This is a genomic window from Humiphilus diazotrophicus (assembly GCF_059726315.1).
Map to the genome: position 1 here is coordinate 550,993 of NZ_AP040871.1, position 17,956 is coordinate 568,948.

Consider the following 17,956-nt stretch of genomic DNA (forward strand, 5'->3'; position numbering starts at 1 on the left):
GGCTCTCAGGGCTTTCTTCATTTTGTGGAGATCCTATGCCGTTTCGCTCTCTCTTGTTACTCTTGGTCTTGTATTTTCCTCTTTGCAGTGTCGCTCAATTTGTTCATACACAAAACATAAATATTCTCGATGAGCGAGGTCAGGTGCTTCGTTTGAAGGGGACGAACCTGGGAAACTGGCTGGTGCCGGAAGGCTATATGTGGCACTTCGACCACGGCCCTCAAAGCTATCGTGAAATCGACCAGTTGCTTCGACATCTAGTAGGGCCCAGACGCACGCAGCTCTTTTGGCAAACCTATCGGGATTCCTATATTACACGCGAAGATATTCAGCAGATTAAAAGAGCAGGTTTCAATCATATCCGTATTCCCTTTCACTGGTCGCTCTTTCAGAGTGATGATGCGGAGGGTTTTCGTCTGCTTGATCGTCTCCTTGGCTGGTGCACGGAAGAGCATCTTTATGTTGTGCTCGATATGCATGCCGCCCCCGGTGGGCAAACGGGAACGAACATCGATGATAGTGATGGGTACCCATGGCTCTTCGATGATCAAGGAGCACAGGAACAAGCTATCGCCACGTGGCGGCGCATTGCGCGACACTATCGTGATAACAAGATTATCATCGGATACGATCTGCTCAATGAGCCCATCCCCAATTATCCCGAGCTTATACCTCTCAACCCAAAGCTTGCACCGTTGCAGCGCCGGATGACAGAGGCGATTCGTGCAGAAGACAAACATCACATGATCATTCTTGGAGGTGCTCAATGGGACCAGAACCTGAAGGTGTACGAGCAACCATGGGACAACAACGTTCTCTACGAGGTACATCGTTACCGTTCCACGGCGGAAGATCACTCTATCGATGATTTCCTTGCGCAACGAGATCGGTTACACGCTCCTTTATGGATGGGAGAAACCGGAGAAAACACGGATGAATGGATTGCACGCATGCGAACTCTGCTCGAGAAGAATGATGTAGGCTGGTGTTTCTGGCCTTATAAGAAGATGGACGCTACGACTTCTCCAGTGACTTTTGGACGACCCGATGGATGGGACCAAATCGTCGCCTACGCCAAACTGGATCGCAGTACCCGCCAGACAAAGCAGAATCTACCATCCCGGCCGTCGCAGGAGACAGTTGATCGCGCAATCAGCAGCCTGCTTGAGAATATCCGTTTTGACCACGAGCGATTGAATGCTGGCTATATCAAAGCACTGTTGCCCGACAGCAATATTTCCCGATAATTCAAAGTGGGCCTGGAAATCAATGAAGCTTACTCGACGTACTTTCCTTCAGAGCGCAACAGCACTCTCAGTTACACATACTTTGCCGGTCTTTGCCGCAATCGAACGGTCCCTTTTTCATGGATCAGAGGAACACAATGCAACTACTTCTCTTCGACTCTCCGAGGGGTGGGAGTACTATCAGGGATCACTAGATCCATCATTTCAAGTCTGGCATAGCGAAGAACTCCTCTCTTGGGAGAAAGTAACACTACCGCACTGTTTCAACCATTATGACGCGTGCGATCCGGACGAGCCTGCCTATCGGGGTCCTGGATGGTATCGAACCATGCTTTCAGTAGCGAATCCCTACTCGGGGGGACGTACCTTACTCCATTTCGAAGGCGCAGGGCAGAGCTCAAGGATCTATATCGGTGACATGCTGGTTGGAGAACATACCGGAGGATATAACGAATTCGTTGTCGATATTACTGACGCCGTAGCTAATAGAAAGAAAGTCCAGCTTGCCGTGCTATGTGACAACGGCCGGAACATTTCGCGGATGCCGTCAGACTTGAGCGACTTTACCCTCTATGGCGGTCTGTACCGTCCTGTCCACATCATCTATGTTCCTCCCGTATCGCTTGAGGCTGTTCATACAAGGGTCTCCTGGGAGCCTGGCAAAGACGCTGAAGTCTCTGTTTCTGGACGCCTCTATGCTCCGGTCAATTCGACAGGTAGTCTTACCCTGGAAATTAGTATCAGCTCTCCTGATGGAAAGCTTATTCATCACCAAAAGGTCTCTCGAGAGTCTTGCTGGCAAGGAGAAATTGAGCTAGCTAAGTTCAGGCTCGAGCAGCCAATTGTGTGGGCTCCGGATTCGCCGTCTCTATATCAATGTGAAGCTTCTCTGCGACATGCAGGACTGGATTCGACTGCATCTCATCGTTTTGGAATTCTGCACACTCGATGGGAAGAGCACGGTCCGTTCTTTCTTAATGGCAAGCGCCTTCTGCTTCGAGGTACCCAGAGGCACGAAGATCATGCGGGTTACGCTGCCGCTATGCCAGACGACCTCATCCGGCAAGAGTTGCGAATGATTAAAGATATGGGTGCCAATTTTGTCCGTCTCGCCCATTATCAACAGGCTCGTCTCGTATTGGACCTTTGCGATGAACTCGGACTCTTCGTTTGGGAGGAGTTGCCCTGGTGTCGCAGTGGTGTTGTGAACCAGACGTTTCAGGCACAGGGTAAAGCTAAGCTTGCCACGATGATCGATCAACACAGCAATCATCCTTGCGTTTTGCTGTGGGGATTAGGAAATGAAGATGATTGGCCGACCGAGCCAAATGGGGATGACCATACGGCCATTCGCAATTACATGACAGAACTGAGAGATCTCGCCCATCGACTGGATCCAACTCGTCTCACTTCGTATAGGAGGTGTGATTTTGCACGTGACATCCCCGACGTCTATTCGCCGTCAATTTGGGCGGGATGGTACAGTGGCGCCTATAAAGAATACCGCTCAGCCCTGGAAAAGGTTCGTCCCACAGTAAAGCACCTATTTCATGCCGAGTGGGGAGCCGACAGCCATGCCGGGCGCCACGCCGAAGATCCCGATCCTGTTATGGGACAGGTTTCTGTGGGCGGCAACACCGCGGAAACAGGTTTCGACTACAAGCTTCATGGCGGAGCCTTACGAATGGCAAAGGATGGCGAGTGGAGCGAAACCTATGCCTGTGACCTATTTGACTGGTATCTAAAGACGCTTGAAGAAGTGCCTTGGCTTACTGGTTCTGCGCAGTGGGTTTTTAAGGACTTCACGACACCATTGCGAGTAGAAAATCCAATCCCCCGTATTAATCAGAAGGGTCTTGTAACCCGGGATATGCAGCCTAAGGAAGGCTATTACGTCTTCCAGTCTTACTGGTCCAAAGAACCAATATTACGGATCTATGGGCACAGTTGGCCGATCCGCTGGGGCAGGGCTGGACAGAAGCGTCTGGTTCGAGTTTATTCAAACTGCGGAGAAGTGGAGTTATTTCTTAATGGGCAATCGGTTGGTGTGAGGAAGCGTGACGCATCCGATTTTCCCTGCGCCGGCCTTCGCTGGGAGTTACCTTTTGCTGCAGGTGCGAATGAACTTCGCGCTGTTGCCAATCTTTCCGGTCGAACAATTCAAGATACGGTGCAATTTCATTACGAGACACAACCTTGGGGTGAACCTGTCAAATTCAGCCTTGCTACAGTGCGTCGAGTAGCTAATCGAACAACTGTCCAGGTTGAACTTCTTGATCGACAGGGGAAGCGGTGCCTCGATGCGCGTACTCCAGTTCGTTTCAGTCTGGCGGGTTCCGGGCGACTGGTTGACAACCTCGGGACGCCTACGGGTTCACGTGCAGTTCAGCTCTATAACGGTAGAGCGGAAATCAGCGTCGACCATCTTGAGAATGTCACAATATATGCGACAAGTTCTAGTTTGGAAAGCGATTCGTTGATTTTGGCCACCACAAACAGAAGGAGTTAGTGAGCATAGGACCCTATTCTCTAGAACCGCGACGGGTATGAGGGGCGCCCGTCGCGGTTCTATTCTGAGTGGCGGGAAATGCCTTTCCTGTGATGTTGAACAAATTTTGAAATATATGGGGTCCAGGAGGAGGCAACCCTGGTGATCCAGTAGCCTGCATTCTCCACGATGGTAAGTTCGTGTGGCGCAGTATAGGTATCCGATATTCATATAGTGTGGGTTCTACTCTATAGCGCAGAAACGAAGATTGCGGAAGCTGGGTATCAGAAGATAAATTTACGTGATGTGCCAGCCGTTTTAAAGCGTATCAGAGATACGGAATTCCACCGGACGACATACTCTATCTACCTATCATCCAGCTAAGTCCTTTCTTTTTATGGTATAAGTGTTTTCTATGTAAGTACCTGCACTTTTTGCTTTCTCCTGAAATGAAACGATGTCACAATGGGATTGGCTTGACCCAGAGAACGCCAAGCGCATAAACCAACTTTGCTGTATTTGAGGGACATTATGTCTCCTTTTGCCGAAGTTACTCTTGATGATAGCTGTCATTCTCCTGTTTTAGAGGATCAGGATAGCTATATCTTTCCCTCTGCAACTGTCTCTGAGCTTTGGACTCTGTGAAATCTATTACCAGAACTGCAGTATTGAGATGACTTGCTTCCAAATTGAGAGAGAATTCAATTCCTGGTGAAGGCCGTGTACTTGTGTGTTTATAGGGCCTGAATCCAACTGTAAGTTGCGAAAAATAAGGAAATAGCGAGAGTGCTGTCACTTGGCTGATCGCAGTTTCTCTAGAAGAAGCCTTTGCGAACAGCTGCTGTTCCCAAATGTTTAGTCAACCTTGGCCTTATTGCGGAGAAAAATATGCTGAAGTCGACCTTCGTTCGTGGTTGCTGCCATTTAACGCTTGGTTTCTCTGGCGTTCGCTTCTACTTGAAGAATACTCGGTTGCTTCTAGGGCTTCTTCTATGCTTTCTGACGTATCTCCCGCCATGTCAATCGGAGAAATGGCATTGTGGTCAAAAGGGCAATGTCCAGGTTCTCAATTATTACGACCTAACTGGAGACTTTGTTACAGACGATATTGTTGTTGCAAATCTCGGTACCAAAGTGGCGAAGGTAAAGGTGTCCGCCAGCTTCGGATCTACAGAGCTATCGATTCCTGTAGGGCAGACAGGAGTAACATCTTTCCCCGGGCAGTCTGGGGGGCCGGTTTTTATCATAAGCGACGAGCCGATTATTGCTTCGCAGCAGACTAACCACGATTATGCTAATAAAAGTGAGGTGAATGCTCAACCAGTGAGCAAGGCGAGTGAACACTTATGGCTGAATTTCTATGTATGGTCGAGCCCGAATATGTTTACCTCAAATAACATTGTGATTGCGAATCCCTGTGAGAAGGAAGTTGTGGCAAATGTAAGCATGAACGGGCTTGTTCAGGCGGTAACAATCGCTCCATATGATATTGGTGTTGTTAATTTTGGCGAGACAGTTGGCGGTCCCATTCAAATTGATGCGACCGGGCCGGTTCTTGCTTCGCAGCGGACGGTTTTTGTCGATTCCTTTAACGAAACCAATGCGGTTCCGGTACGTGAAGCTAGCAAGAAAGTCCAATTCAACTGGTTTGACCACGAGGGGAATTCGGGTTTTTATCTGGACAGTATTTGGATAGGCAATCCTGGAAAGACGACAGCCAATGTAGTGCTGACCCTTGCTGGAGCGACCCCGCAGGTGCTAACCGTGGCACCAGGAGGAACGAATCTCACTGATTTCTCCAATATGGTTGGTGGGCCTCTCATCATTGAATCGGATATTCCTGTAATCGCTTCGCAATGGGTGAATTTCTACGATTCCTTTTCAGAGGTCTTTGCCGTTCCCATGAAAGAGGCGAGCAAGGAGTACGCGATAAGTTGGTACGATTATGCTAGTTCAGGAGCTTCCGACAATATTTATGTTTCAAATCCTTCGGACAAGGTAGCGACAGTATCTCTCACACTGAATGATTCCAAAGAAACGATTATGGTTTCACCGGGAGAATCTGGTTACGCATCTTTCCCTGGACAACTTGGCGGGCCTGTAAGGCTAGTCTCGGATGTCCCCGTTTTGGCTTCAACGCGAACGGAATACTTCCAGTCCTTTCATGAAGAGAATGCAGTTCCGATTCAGCCATCTTTGCATGACAAGTGTGACCATTCCCATGAGGCGTGGAGTGGCGGACATTAAGTTCGGAGCATTTCCCCGCAATGCTCAAGGATCCTCCACGTGTTCTTGCCGGTCATAAAACGAGAAGGAGGGAAAATCCTTAAACCGAGAAGAAAGCCGTGGGAGCTGGACAAAGTTGCTTCTGCGGGTCAATCAATCATTCCCACGAGTATGGGCATAGACGAATAATTGCGAACGATAGGGGATGGAAAGTTCTCGGTTGCAAAAGAGGAATATCCATCCTCTCCTAATCCATAGGCAGGCTTATCACCGGAAATTTCTGGTTGCAGTGACTTAAGTCGCTGCGGATGGTCGATTACCTCCCTGATGCTGAATCGGTGCGGGCCCGCCGATTGGTCCAAGAGATTTTCGCATGTCCTGCCTGCGGGTGCGTACGGCGACGTCCGCGAGGTGGAACGCTAAGCCTGCTTCCTCTTGGAGTATGCCGATGTCGTTTCGTTCAGTGTTTGTTGCTGTCGTCATTGCCTTCGGGCTCATTGTTACTGCTTTTCTTCTGAATCGTGCTCGTCCGAAAGTGGAAACAGATCAGCCGACAGCGGATTTTGTCCGCGCCTCGGGCAAATGCGCCGAGTGTCACTCTCGGCTTCAGTATTCGGTTGTCCACGAATATGAAATGTCGGCGCATGCGAAGAAGGGGCTGAACTGCCTGGATTGCCATCAACCGACAGCTGGACAGAAGAAGGTGGATCATCACGGATTCGTCATCAGCGAGCACCTCACTGCAGGCAATTGCCGCTCCTGCCACGAAAATATCTATCAGGAGTTTCTGCGTAGTCGCCATGCCGCCCCCAGTTGGGCTGCTGTACACGGGGAACAGGGATTGTCTCCGGAGCAGGTCTCTTTCAGTGAACAATTTCAACCTGGAGGAACGAAGCGCACACCAAATCCGCTGACGATGCCTGAAGGGCATGTCGCGGTCAGTGGCGGGTGTGAGCAGTGCCACTCCATCGGCAAACCGAACGATGACGGTACGATTGGCACCTGCACGGAGTGCCATTCCCGACACACCAGTTCCGTCGAACTGGCACGTTTGCCGTCAACCTGTGGCCAATGCCACATGGGACCCGATCATTCACAGATTGAGATCTACAACGAATCGAAGCACGGCGTCATGTTTGCGGCACAGCGCAAGCTCCTCAATCTTGCAGCCAATCCACGCACGTTGACAACCCGCGATATGTTCGTGCCGACCTGTGCCACTTGTCATATGAGCGGTATCAACGGGCTTAAAATCACCCACAATCCTTCCGACCGGTTGAGCTGGTATCTCGCTGATCCTGTCAGTACACACCGGCCAAACTATCTGCAAGCACAGATAAATATGAAACAGGTGTGTACCCAGTGCCATGCGCAGGCACGAATCGATCGCGTATACGCTCAAGCTGAACAGGTGGTCGGAAACACCAACACCAAAGTCCTTGCAGCAAAGGACATCATTGATGGCTTGCGCAAGGATGGTACGCTATCTGGACCGCCATTTACGCATCCTATCGATTTCACCTACTTCAATTTGTGGCATTACGACGGTCGTACCAGTAAACACGGCGCCTTTATGGGTGGGGCAGATTTCGTGCAGTGGCATGGAAACTACGAGATGCTGTCGAAGACCGTGGAACTCCAGCATGAAGCGGACGAACTGCGGAGAGACCATGCTCATAAGTAGATGGTTGTTGGGTGCACAGGCAGTTGTTACCGATCCGAGTCTGCGGTGGATGCACGATCCCGAGTTATGGGCGGAACTCTTCGTCACAGTGAATCTCGCGATTCTGGCTGCGGATATCTATATTGCTCATTCCGTAAATCAGTTCCGGCGGTCTGCCGAATACATTCCTTTGTATTTCTCGATTGCCGCGCCTATGGTGTTGGCAATAAGCATCGCTCTGCGATGGCGTTGGCATTTGCAGGCTCCATGGCGGGTAATGGGATCTCTGGTTGGCTGGATTTCCATTCTAGTCGGGCTCGGTGGAGTGCTCTATCATCTGGAGAGCCACTTCTTTCTTGAACGCACGCTCAAGAGTCTGACCTATGCTGCTCCGTTTGCCGCGCCTCTGGCCTATTCAGGAATGGGGTTCCTTCTGCTAACGAACCGCATGGTTGCCTCACATAGTGTGGCATGGGCGCGGTGGGTTATGCTGTTCGCCCTGGGCGGATTCTTTGGAAATTTTGTCCTGTCATTGACTGATCACGCTTCAAATGGATTTTTTGCACGAACGGAGTGGATTCCTGTTATTTCCTCTGCGTTTGCAACAGGTTTTCTTGTGGTGCCTCTCCTCATGAATGTAACCCGCCGCTTTCTTGATTTCAGCTTGATGGTAATGATAGGGCAGGCTTTAGTCGGTATTCTGGGCTTTTGGTTCCACATGCGAGCCAATCTTTTCGAACCGGGGCACAGCCTCTTTGAGAAGTTAGTTAATGGAGCTCCACCGATGGCTCCACTATTGTTCCCAAACCTTGTAGGGCTGGCGCTCATTGGATTCTGGGCACTGGTTCCGCATTTGCCGGAATCAACGCCAAGAAGTTCGTGGTTTGGTGCGGTGTATAGATGGATGCATCAGCAGCGTATCGCAGGCACTACAGAGTGATTGCCATGGTCCCTATTTCATTGTTATGCCCGATCTCAACCAGGAGATTGCGCCAGATTTTCTCCAGGAAATCGAAGTAGGTCAAAACAAATACGGCACTGTTGATACCAGGGTTATCACTGGTGCCAATGGTGCCGTATTCATGTTCCCTAGACTAGTGAGCTTCCGCAGTCGAAGTGTTTCTGTGAACTATAAGACTGGTAAGTGATTGTGCGCTGACTCGGATGATGGCGAACGGTCCGAATCTATCCTTTCCAGAGGTCCACTGTCCTTCCGGTAAGCCTTCTGCCGATGTTTGCGTACTCTTCGTCAACAGTATCCCGTTGCGTTTCATGGAACTTATGTTGCTTCCATGAACTCGAATGAGATAGGTGCGAAGTGCTGGACGAAATGTCCCCATCGGTTTTCCCATGTTTACCTGAATTTCCTGGCCGTTGGTGGAGGTATGAATCTCCTGCCTGTAATAGCCGCCTTTTTCATACGCATAGCTCGTGCCGTCATCGTCGTAATAAACGAATTGACTTGTGCCCGGTCCCGGAAAGATGTCGAGCGTGACCTCTGTGGCTGGTTTCTGATCCACATAGTCCTGCTCTGGCTGTGATGCCACAATCGATCCGGCGCGCACAAACACTGGAATGTCCTGCCATTTGACCGAATCTACGGGGTAGCTGATCGTCTGATTTCCGTGAAATGCCTTCCCGGTGAAGTAGTCGTACCATTCTCCGGCAGGAAGATACACCTCATGCGTCGTTTCTCCTTCTTTCACAATTGGTGAAACGAGGAATGCATCTCCAAACATCCACGATCTGCCTTCGTTTGTGACATGAGGATCGTCGGGATATGCCCAGAACAAGGGGCGTACAATCCCGATGCCGGTTTCGGTGGCCACACGCTCATAGGAGTAGATGTAAGGCAGCAGTTGATAGCGCAACTGAATTGCCTTAGTGGCTGCGGCTTCGGCTGTAGGCCCATAAATCCACGGCTGGCGCTTTTCCCCTAAGATGCCATGAACTCGAGCGATGGGAACAAACGTCGCGAATTCTATCCAGCGTGCATAGTTTTCGGCTGATGGGTGGCCGAAGAACCCACCAGTATCCATGCTCCAATGCGGCTGGCCTAAATCAAGGGTTGCCAGCATACGCATACGCTGTTGCTCCATAACCTGGAAGCCAGTTTGGATATCTCCAGACCAGACTGCGTATCCATAGCGTTGTGCGCCTAAATAAGTGTTCCGGTTAATTGACCAGACGCGCAGATCAGAATCTTTCCTTTGTCCTTCATAGAGCATCCGGCCCATATTCAGGAACTGAAAACTACTAAAGCGAAACTGACCTCCATCCGCAGTGCCGGTGGTATCAGCTTCGTCATTCCACCATCCGCTTAAGCCCTGCTGGAATGCAGGCTTCAGATGCTCCCAATACCACGAGCGAGTCTCTGCGTTCGAGAAATCCAAATCGCGTCCCGGACGCTTCGTGAAATAGTCTATGATCTTCGGTTCTCCCGGATACCAGAGGTTATGCGCATCGGCATAAGCAGCGGCTTCCTCGAGCTCTGTCTCACTGCCTGGCTTATAAAGGAGGATGCGTGGCTTGAGAATTCCGGTCAGCTTTACACCCTGAGCTCTCATCTGTGCGGCGAATTTGCCGTTTTCACCATTAGGAAATTCGTTGGCATGCACGTTGCCTGGACCGGAAGTGCTATTCCACCGCCATTCGCCATAGTGATCCTCGCCCCATGCTTTCCAATCGAAATCCAGAATGAAGGCATCCAGCGGAATATGCTTGGTCCGGTAAGTTGAAACAATCTGTTTGAGCTCGTCTTCCGTTGCGCCCCATTGGCTGTTCAGAAAGCCCAATGACCATTTTGGCGGCAGAGGCGGGCGTCCCGTGACCATGGCTAGGGCAGCGATTGTTTCTGTCGGTCTGCCGGCCATAAAGAAGTATTCGCAATTTTTCCTTGAGATCCCGCTGAACTCGATTGATTTGTCCTCGGTACCAAAGGCTCCATCTTCTGAATCAATCAAGATTCCATAACGCGTTGTGAAGAACCAGGGCGCGCCACCCTCGCCCTGCTGTCCGGCGCTCACTTCGCTGCCGTTATTCCGAAGTAGTCCGCGCCCGGTTTCCCCCATACTCAGGCCGCTCATCCCGTATAGATTTTCGCTAGGATCGTGCAAGAACGTTGCTCGGTGTGTACGTGCGGATTCAATAGGGTGAATCTGCTCGATAACCTTGCGTCCCTCCGAATCGGAAATGACAATCGAGGGCTGGGGGGCGCAACTTACCAGTGCGCTGAATGCTTTTGTACTCATCTGCACACCGTTGCTCAGTGTATGAATTGTGCCTGCAAATGGCTGGATTGCTTTCAGTGCAGGATCCAGAACAATCGTGCGTGGGCTATGCTCCCCACCTGGTTGTACATCCACCCGAAGGACATTTGTCTGAAGAATTTCCAAATCAACCGTACCGGCATCGGTTGTCATGCGCATGCCGTGATCACTTGTTGTTGTAGTGCAGCCATGGCTTGCAGCCTGGGCATGTAGGCAAGGCAATGCAACTGCCAAAAGTGCAAAACTGAAAGAACTTCTCAATGGGAATCTCATTATGCCGTTCAGTAGTCCTCAAAATTGATACATGAAAGCTTGTTAAGACGAGTGGTATCGTTCAGTACACCCGTACCGCTGCCGTTTATCTCTCATATGAGAGAAAGCAGGGGAGTCTAAATGGGAACGTTCCCATTTCTCCCGAAGAATAACATTCTGCGAAAAACGCGTCAAACCCAAGAATGGCCTTCAATCGGCTGGAGTCAGAGATTTCCATTTGGGCCACACTGCTGAGCTTCTATAAAGACGTCAAGCGGTCTATAGATCGTCAAATACCGGCGATCTTGTATCGCAATCTTGGCGGGTGACTTAGCGGAGGCAAAAAAGACGAAGATGGCGCGATTGGCAGCATCGTCTTCCAGATCATCTTCCTGAGACATCATGAACTTTGGCGTGTTTCCCCGTACCGGTTCTGATGGGAAACATTAATAGAAACTTTGATCTCAAGCTTTGTCGGAATGGGCGTTCCTGCTGCATGGATGAGCTATACATTTCCAGCAAATAACATCGAGTAAATCGATGTATATCACTGAAAAATGAAACTATAATCTCCACGATTCTTCCAGATACTATGCCACTGTTTGGATAACTTACGTTGTCATCTGAACGAGTGACCCGGAGGGAAAACAATCTCCGGCCAAACAATCTATCCGGAGACGAACAAGTCTCAATACCCAATCAAAACTAGAGGGGAGCGCGTTCGTTGTGGAGAGGACTGATGAAAAAAATTGGAATCGTAATCCTGTTGTTTTCGAGCTTATGTTTGGCGCAGAACTCAGAGGAGTTTCATCCCGCTACTACTAACGTATGGGGAGCGGCCTATCCCCGTGTTGACGCAAGTGGCAGGGCTCAGTTTCGGATTAAAGCTCCAGATGCCGCGAAGGTCCAGGTAAGCTTCTGGGGACAGACCAAGGTGGATCTAGCCAAACAACCTGATGGTTTCTGGCTTGGGACCTCCACGCCTCTGGTTCCAGGTTTCCACTACTACACGGTAGTGGTTGATAGTGCAGAGGTGAACGATCCCGGGAGCCATACCTACTTTGGTGGTGGTAAAGACGCCAGCGGGATCGAGATTCCAGAGGCGGGATCAACCTACTATTTGCCTCAAGAAGTGCCTCACGGTGCAGTTCGTGAGATCTGGTACAACTCAAAGGTAACAGGAAGTTGGCGGCATGCTCTTGTTTATACCCCTCCCGATTACGACACAAATCTCAAGGGACGCTATCCTGTTCTTTATCTCCAGCACGGCGGGGGAGAGGACGAGACTGGATGGATCAAACAGGGCCACGCGAATTTCATTCTCGATAATCTGATCGCTTCTGGAAACACCAAGCCCATGATCGTCGTCATGGCCTACGGGTATGCCAGACGTGCCGGTCAGTCCGACCCCGATCTGAATGGAAAGCCGTTTGGTTCTCCTGAAGCCATGAAAGCAATGCAAGCGATGGCCATGGCCTTCGAAGACGATCTGACACAGGTTCTGGTGCCATACATCGACACGAACTTCAGAACTCTATCCGACGGAGATCATCGCGCCATGGCTGGCCTGTCAATGGGCGGCATGCAGACTTTTCAGGTGACATTCGATCATCTCGACATGTTCTCCTATATCGGAGGCTTTAGCGGTGCAGCAGGACCTCTTGTACTCGGCAACCAAAAGCTGGATCCGAAAACCGCCTTCAACGGAGTGATGGCCGATCCTGAAGCATTTATGAAGCGGGTACATCTGTTGTGGGTCGGTGTCGGAACAGAAGAGCCGTCCATGATGCGTGCAGGCTTGGTCCGTTTACACGAGTCACTTAACGAAGCGCATATCCAGCATGTCTTTTATGAGTCACCAGGAACCTCGCATGAATGGCAGACTTGGCGTCGTGATTTGAAAGATTTTGCACCGCGTCTCTTTCGGTAATGTCACATATCCCAGACTCTCGGCTGCCAATCTAAAGTTGCTGTATTAAACCAATTCTGCAACAAAACCGCCTCTTCATCATATGTGCTACATACGATGAGGGGGCGTTGTTTTATGTTCTCGCTTTACCTACTTCCTATTCGGTCAGGACACAGCAACGCTGGTTTTGCTCTAATTCCCAGAGGGAGGCTCCGCGTGGTCGATGATAATTGTCCTAATTGGAAGCTTTGCCGGTCTCAGTTCCAATCCCAGTTGCTCTCGAAGAGCAATGAACAAGGGTGCACCAGAGCGCATCTTGTTTCCTTCCTCGGTATTTGCATTGTCGGGTTGCCAACGGAGAACAATTTTGTATTGTCCCTTGAGATCGGTCTTGTCAACAACTAACGATTTTGTCCCAAATTCAAGCTCACCGATTAGAACATTCGGGGCGAATCCATTTGCCGAAAAGGTTCTCACCCCATCGTCATCTATGGCCAGTTGACTGCTTGTTTGGCTGTTTGTCTGTGCTCCAAACTCTTTATTGAAGGGTTGCAGTCGCGGTCCCCCTTTAGCCTTCACCAACTCGTATCCGGCTATAATCTTATTCCCTATATGTAACTGAACCTTGAAGCCTGCAATCAGCACAGCTTTCAATGCAGACTTCCTCTCACCGTCGGTCAAGCTTTGTAATTCGCGTTCGGTACGATCTGTCCACCTGGCAATGATGTCATACCGGCTACTTCTCATCGCCGGAGGCACTGTGGATGCGTACTCGCAAGCGCTTTCATACGCCAGGCCAAGTATGTCGCATAAGGACACAGCCTTAGCTGTCACTCCGTTGGCGCCCAAACTGAATGAACTGCCACCTTCTTGATGCAGGTTCTGCCTAATCGATACAACGTCAAAGTCGGGCGTAGCTGTGGGGGCGCTACTCTCGGTCTGCCGCTTTGCATATAGCCCTGAAGATGCCGGGCTTATACAGGTAGACAAAATCGGTACGATTATTATCGTCCACACCCGCCATCTGTTGGGCTGTCGTAGATGTATGGTCGCATCAACGGCTCTCCGTATCAGACCCGTAAGTTGCCCAGCCAGTATTGACACGTGCTTGCTCCTTGCGCGAGAGAGTGTCGAATATTACAAACGTCGAGATGAACCCGCGTAAAATACCATCCATATTCCTATTGTTGGACAACGTTGTCAATTTGTCAGATATTCTCTGGATAAATTGAACATCCTGTCCATCGAAAAATTGCCATATGGATCTGGAATCAAGGATGCGGTGCAACTTCATACGGGAGCAATTTACTGCCACTCCTTTAGCTGCGGAGGACACCTCGTTGAGAGCTTCTTCCCTACAATTCTACGAACAACTCTTAAGGGTTGTTCGTAGAATTGTGGCGGCAGTTTCCTTCAGGATTCCAGCCGTAAAAAGGAGAGACTCTGACGAAGAATAGGCTCTGGATTCGTTCAGATCATTTATCTAAAGGTTGGATTGTTTTCGGAGGGATGCTGATACCAAGCTCGGTCTGTTCAATCGGCTTGATGGTTCCATCTGGATTGTAATAGAGGTACTCGGCGGCAACAGCGCGCCTTCCTGTTGCTCCACTCTGACCATCAATTGTCAATGCGGCATTGTGATAGAAGAAATACCATTGATTGTGGAATTCAACGATTGCTGGGTGAATAGTATAGCTATTCTTGGCGTTTCCGGTAATTAACCCCCGATAGGTCCATGGCCCGCTCATGCTCGGTGCTGTGGCATAAGCAATTCGTTCTGCCCCTGGTTTTTGTTCATCAATCGAAGCATACGAAAGATAGTACAAGTTCCCGCGTTTGTGCAGCCATGGTCCTTCTGTGTAGTTCGGGAGTTCGACTTTTTGGATTGGGCTGTCAAGTTCGATCATGTTGGCTTTTAGCTTTGCCAGATAGCAGTTTCCGTTACCCCACATCAGCCAACTTGTTCCATCGTTGTCTATGAAGACCGTTGGATCGATATCTGACCAAGGTCTCTTAGAGTGAGGTGTCATATCATCGGTTACCAGAGCTGAACCACGTGCATCTACGAAGGGGCCGGTTGGTTTGTCCGATACCGCCACACCAATTGCCATTCCTGGATGTGTGCTGTTGTGCTGAGCCGCGACATAGAAGTAGAACTTTCCGTCTTTCTCTATAGCTTGCGATGCCCAGGCGTCGCGTATAGCCCATTTGAAGTCTGTTACCTTCATCACCGGACCATGTTCGGTCCAATGCTTCATATCCTTAGTCGAGAACACAAGCCACTCCTTCATCGTGAATAGCTCATTTCCTCGAGCTTCATCGTGGCCGGTAAATAGGTACAAAGTGTCTTTGTACACCATAGTTGCTGGGTCTGCGGTGAAGACATCGGTAAATAGGGGATTCTGCCCCGGCTTGCGTTCTTCTGCATTCACGGTAGAGACGGTGAGGCTTGCAAGCGTGTAGCCAAGTGCAATTGCTAGACAACTTTTGAATGCAAGAGTGCGAATTAATTCCTGTCGCAACAAAGAACAGCTTTTCATTCCGTTCCCTTTCTTAAGAGACTAACTTTTGGTGCTACTGCCTGATTGCTGTTTTGATTTTGTTTCGTTCCAGTAGAACGGAGAAGCTTGGTTCATACGGTTCCTGCGTAATCACAATTTCTCTAGTTTTGAAGTAGCTGCACAAACCATCATCAATATTGCCTCGGGACTTCTGTTATGCCCGGCCATGTGTCAGTACGAAAGGGAACAGCTGGTAATCCTGCTCCATTGAACAAGGTTGCAGCTGGATTCGATTGCCAGGCATAGCGAACCTCTTGCGGATTGGGAACTGACGGAGAGGAGACAACAACGGTATTACCCTCGATGTGCGCATCTGCCCAATACCATTTGCGATCCTCACCCGCAATGGCAAACTCGGCTAACTTGTCTCCTTTAACTACCAGTCCTCCATCTGTATGCGTGAAGTTCAAGCGGATTAAGCCCGGCAGGCGTTCAGATGACAAGAACGTTGGTCCTGAATAGACCACATTCTTACCGTAGTTTTTTGCTAACGCGCACTGGGCCAGACGCTCTCCTACAGGGAGTTTGTCTTTGGGATGGATGTTATCTGGATCACCGGTGTCGATAGTTGTTGCCAGACAGGAGTTGGAAACAGTAGCTGCCGTGATTGCCTGTGATTCTCGTAATTCGGCCCATGCATCGTCAACAGGAGAGGGACTGCGATGCTTAAAGGAGGGTAGGCCAACGATATAGAAAGGAAAATCGCCTTGGTTAAAGAGTTTTCTCCAGTCTGCGATCATCACTGGAAGAATTCGGCGATATTGAACTCCGCGTTCGGAGTTTTGTTCTCCTTGATACCATAGGGCGCCTGTTATGGAGAGTGGGGCCACAGGTGCAAGCATTCCTTCATAAAGCACGGTTGGCATTACAGGCCAATTTTCGTAAGCGAGTGGCAACGGGTGTGGCGGACGGGCATCGACACTCAGCTTACCTTTCCATTTGCCGGCGAGTGGGATACTCGTTTTATCTCCGAGTACAAGACGCAATTCTTCAGGCTTTCCGAGAAACCCGCCTTGCTCTTTTGTCTTGAGGATACGAATGGTTACGATATTTCTGCCGGGCTTTAGTACTCCATCAGGAATGAAATAAACACGAGGATTCTCAACCCACGCACTAGCTCCAATTTGCATGCCATTGATATAGGCGGTGTCCATGCGCTCAATCGATCCCAGGTGCAAAAGAGCATGGCCTGCCGGGAGCGGCTCTGGCAGGATTATCTCCCTCCGAAACCAAGCCACGGCTGGAGTGCTCGGCACTCCTAATTCAGAGAAACCTCCTGGTATCTCCACGGGCTTCCAGGTCGAGTCGTCGAGATCCGGAGTAGACCAGTTTCCCTTCAATCCGATGTCATATCGATCGTACCAATGCAAGATATAGTTACCGTATTCTGGTGCGTTCTCTGCGGCCAGCCGTTTGAGTTCCGCTAGCGGGACGTCGAAGTCTTTTAGTGGACTAAGCGCGGTCGCACTCGTCCATGCTTCTGCTGGGGTTCCTCCCAGACTGTCGATGACAAGACCGATGGGAATATGCATCTCCTGCTGAATCTGACGTGCGAAGTAATATGCGACGGCCGAAATTTCATTTGCTGTTTCAGGGGAGACAACTTTCCATTTTCCAGAGAGGAGGTCGGTGTGGTGATAGGCTGTGTTGGCTCCGACAGTGAAGAAATGGATGTCAGGGTGAGTGGCGGCTTTGACCTCTGCTTCGCCATTGAGAACACCCTTCAATCCAAACTGCATATTGGATTGTCCCCCGCATAGCCAAACATCGCCGATCAGCACATTATTCAGTTCGACTTGTTGATGGCCGCTAATTGTCATTACGTATGGGCCACCTGCAGGAGGAGATTGAATTTTTACCTGCCAGCGACGATCTGCTCCGGCAATTCCTGACGAGGTCTGGTCTGCGATTTTGACTTGAATTTTGTCGCCTGGGTCTGACCATCCCCAGATAGTGTTCTCTTTGCCACGCTGCAACACCATGTTGTCGCTGAAGATAGGACTGACGAATGGGAGCGTTTTGACCTTTGAGACAGCTGGATCTTGGGCTAGAGCACCATCGTGTAACGCAAGCAAGAGGGCTGTTACAGCGACGACGAGAGTCGTGCATCTTCGGATCATAGGTTCAGAACCTCATTTTGGCTAAGCAACAGGTTACAGTGCTTTGCTGCTTGATCGTTTGTTTGGTGCCTCATCCCCTTTAGATTCGATTGGTATCAATCGAACCTCTCGATGAGTTGCGGGGTGTCCTACTGCGAAACCAGATCCCTGTAATAACCGGATTGACGGATGAGTCATTGTTGAGGACTCATTCTTGTGCATGCCATGAGCTTCGCGTGGTA

General features: G+C 50.0%; 11 protein-coding genes. 6 read left to right on the forward strand and 5 right to left on the reverse strand.

The window, feature by feature from the left end:
- The first annotated feature begins 35 nt into the window (after positions 1–35).
- The 5 genes from AC6I7T_RS32235 to AC6I7T_RS32255 all read left to right on the forward strand — a co-directional run bounded on the left by AC6I7T_RS32235 (position 36) and on the right by AC6I7T_RS32255 (position 8,564).
- On the forward strand, positions 36–1,247 hold the full coding sequence (locus tag AC6I7T_RS32235; protein WP_497794758.1) for a glycoside hydrolase family 5 protein: 1,212 nt from the start codon (positions 36–38) through the stop codon (positions 1,245–1,247).
- A gap of 22 nt (positions 1,248–1,269) precedes the next feature.
- On the forward strand, positions 1,270–3,756 hold the full coding sequence (locus tag AC6I7T_RS32240; protein ID WP_497794760.1) for a glycoside hydrolase family 2 TIM barrel-domain containing protein: 2,487 nt from the start codon (positions 1,270–1,272) through the stop codon (positions 3,754–3,756).
- A gap of 867 nt (positions 3,757–4,623) precedes the next feature.
- Positions 4,624–5,982 (forward strand): hypothetical protein, encoded by a 1,359-nt coding sequence (locus tag AC6I7T_RS32245; protein ID WP_497794762.1) that lies wholly within the window; start codon positions 4,624–4,626, stop codon positions 5,980–5,982.
- Between the two features lie 427 nt (positions 5,983–6,409).
- Positions 6,410–7,645, forward strand: a complete 1,236-nt coding sequence (locus AC6I7T_RS32250) for a multiheme c-type cytochrome (protein WP_497794763.1) — start codon at positions 6,410–6,412, stop codon at positions 7,643–7,645.
- Positions 7,632–8,564, forward strand: a complete 933-nt coding sequence (locus AC6I7T_RS32255) for a hypothetical protein (protein ID WP_497794764.1) — start codon at positions 7,632–7,634, stop codon at positions 8,562–8,564. Before AC6I7T_RS32250 ends, AC6I7T_RS32255 begins: the two co-directional genes overlap by 14 nt.
- Before the next feature lie 154 nt (positions 8,565–8,718).
- Here the strand turns inward: AC6I7T_RS32255 and AC6I7T_RS32260 are convergent, their stop codons facing one another.
- The gene (locus AC6I7T_RS32260; RefSeq protein WP_497794766.1) at positions 8,719–11,154 is read right to left on the reverse strand and encodes a TIM-barrel domain-containing protein; all 2,436 of its coding nucleotides are present in this window, start codon (positions 11,152–11,154) and stop codon (positions 8,719–8,721) included.
- Positions 11,155–11,369: 215 nt separating this feature from the next.
- On the reverse strand, positions 11,370–11,549 hold the full coding sequence (locus tag AC6I7T_RS32265) for a hypothetical protein (RefSeq protein WP_497794768.1): 180 nt from the start codon (positions 11,547–11,549) through the stop codon (positions 11,370–11,372).
- 335 nt (positions 11,550–11,884) lie between these two features.
- Here AC6I7T_RS32265 and AC6I7T_RS32270 point away from each other — a divergent pair, with 335 nt between their 5' ends.
- Positions 11,885–13,075, forward strand: coding sequence for an alpha/beta hydrolase-fold protein (locus tag AC6I7T_RS32270; protein ID WP_497794769.1), 1,191 nt, complete (start codon positions 11,885–11,887; stop codon positions 13,073–13,075).
- Positions 13,076–13,246: 171 nt separating this feature from the next.
- On the opposite strand, the gene AC6I7T_RS32275 is transcribed toward AC6I7T_RS32270, so the two are convergent.
- The 3 genes from AC6I7T_RS32275 to AC6I7T_RS32285 form a co-directional block, all read right to left on the reverse strand.
- A complete protein-coding gene (locus AC6I7T_RS32275) occupies positions 13,247–14,158 on the reverse strand; it encodes a TIGR03435 family protein (protein ID WP_497794771.1) in 912 nt (303 codons plus the stop codon).
- A 371-nt stretch (positions 14,159–14,529) separates the two neighbouring features.
- A complete protein-coding gene (locus AC6I7T_RS32280) occupies positions 14,530–15,594 on the reverse strand; it encodes a glycoside hydrolase family 43 protein (protein ID WP_497794772.1) in 1,065 nt (354 codons plus the stop codon).
- Positions 15,595–15,746: 152 nt separating this feature from the next.
- Positions 15,747–17,735 carry a sialate O-acetylesterase gene (locus AC6I7T_RS32285; RefSeq protein ID WP_497794774.1) on the reverse strand — a complete coding sequence of 663 codons (1,989 nt, stop codon included), beginning with the start codon at positions 17,733–17,735 and terminating at the stop codon, positions 15,747–15,749.
- Positions 17,736–17,956 lie beyond the last annotated feature (221 nt).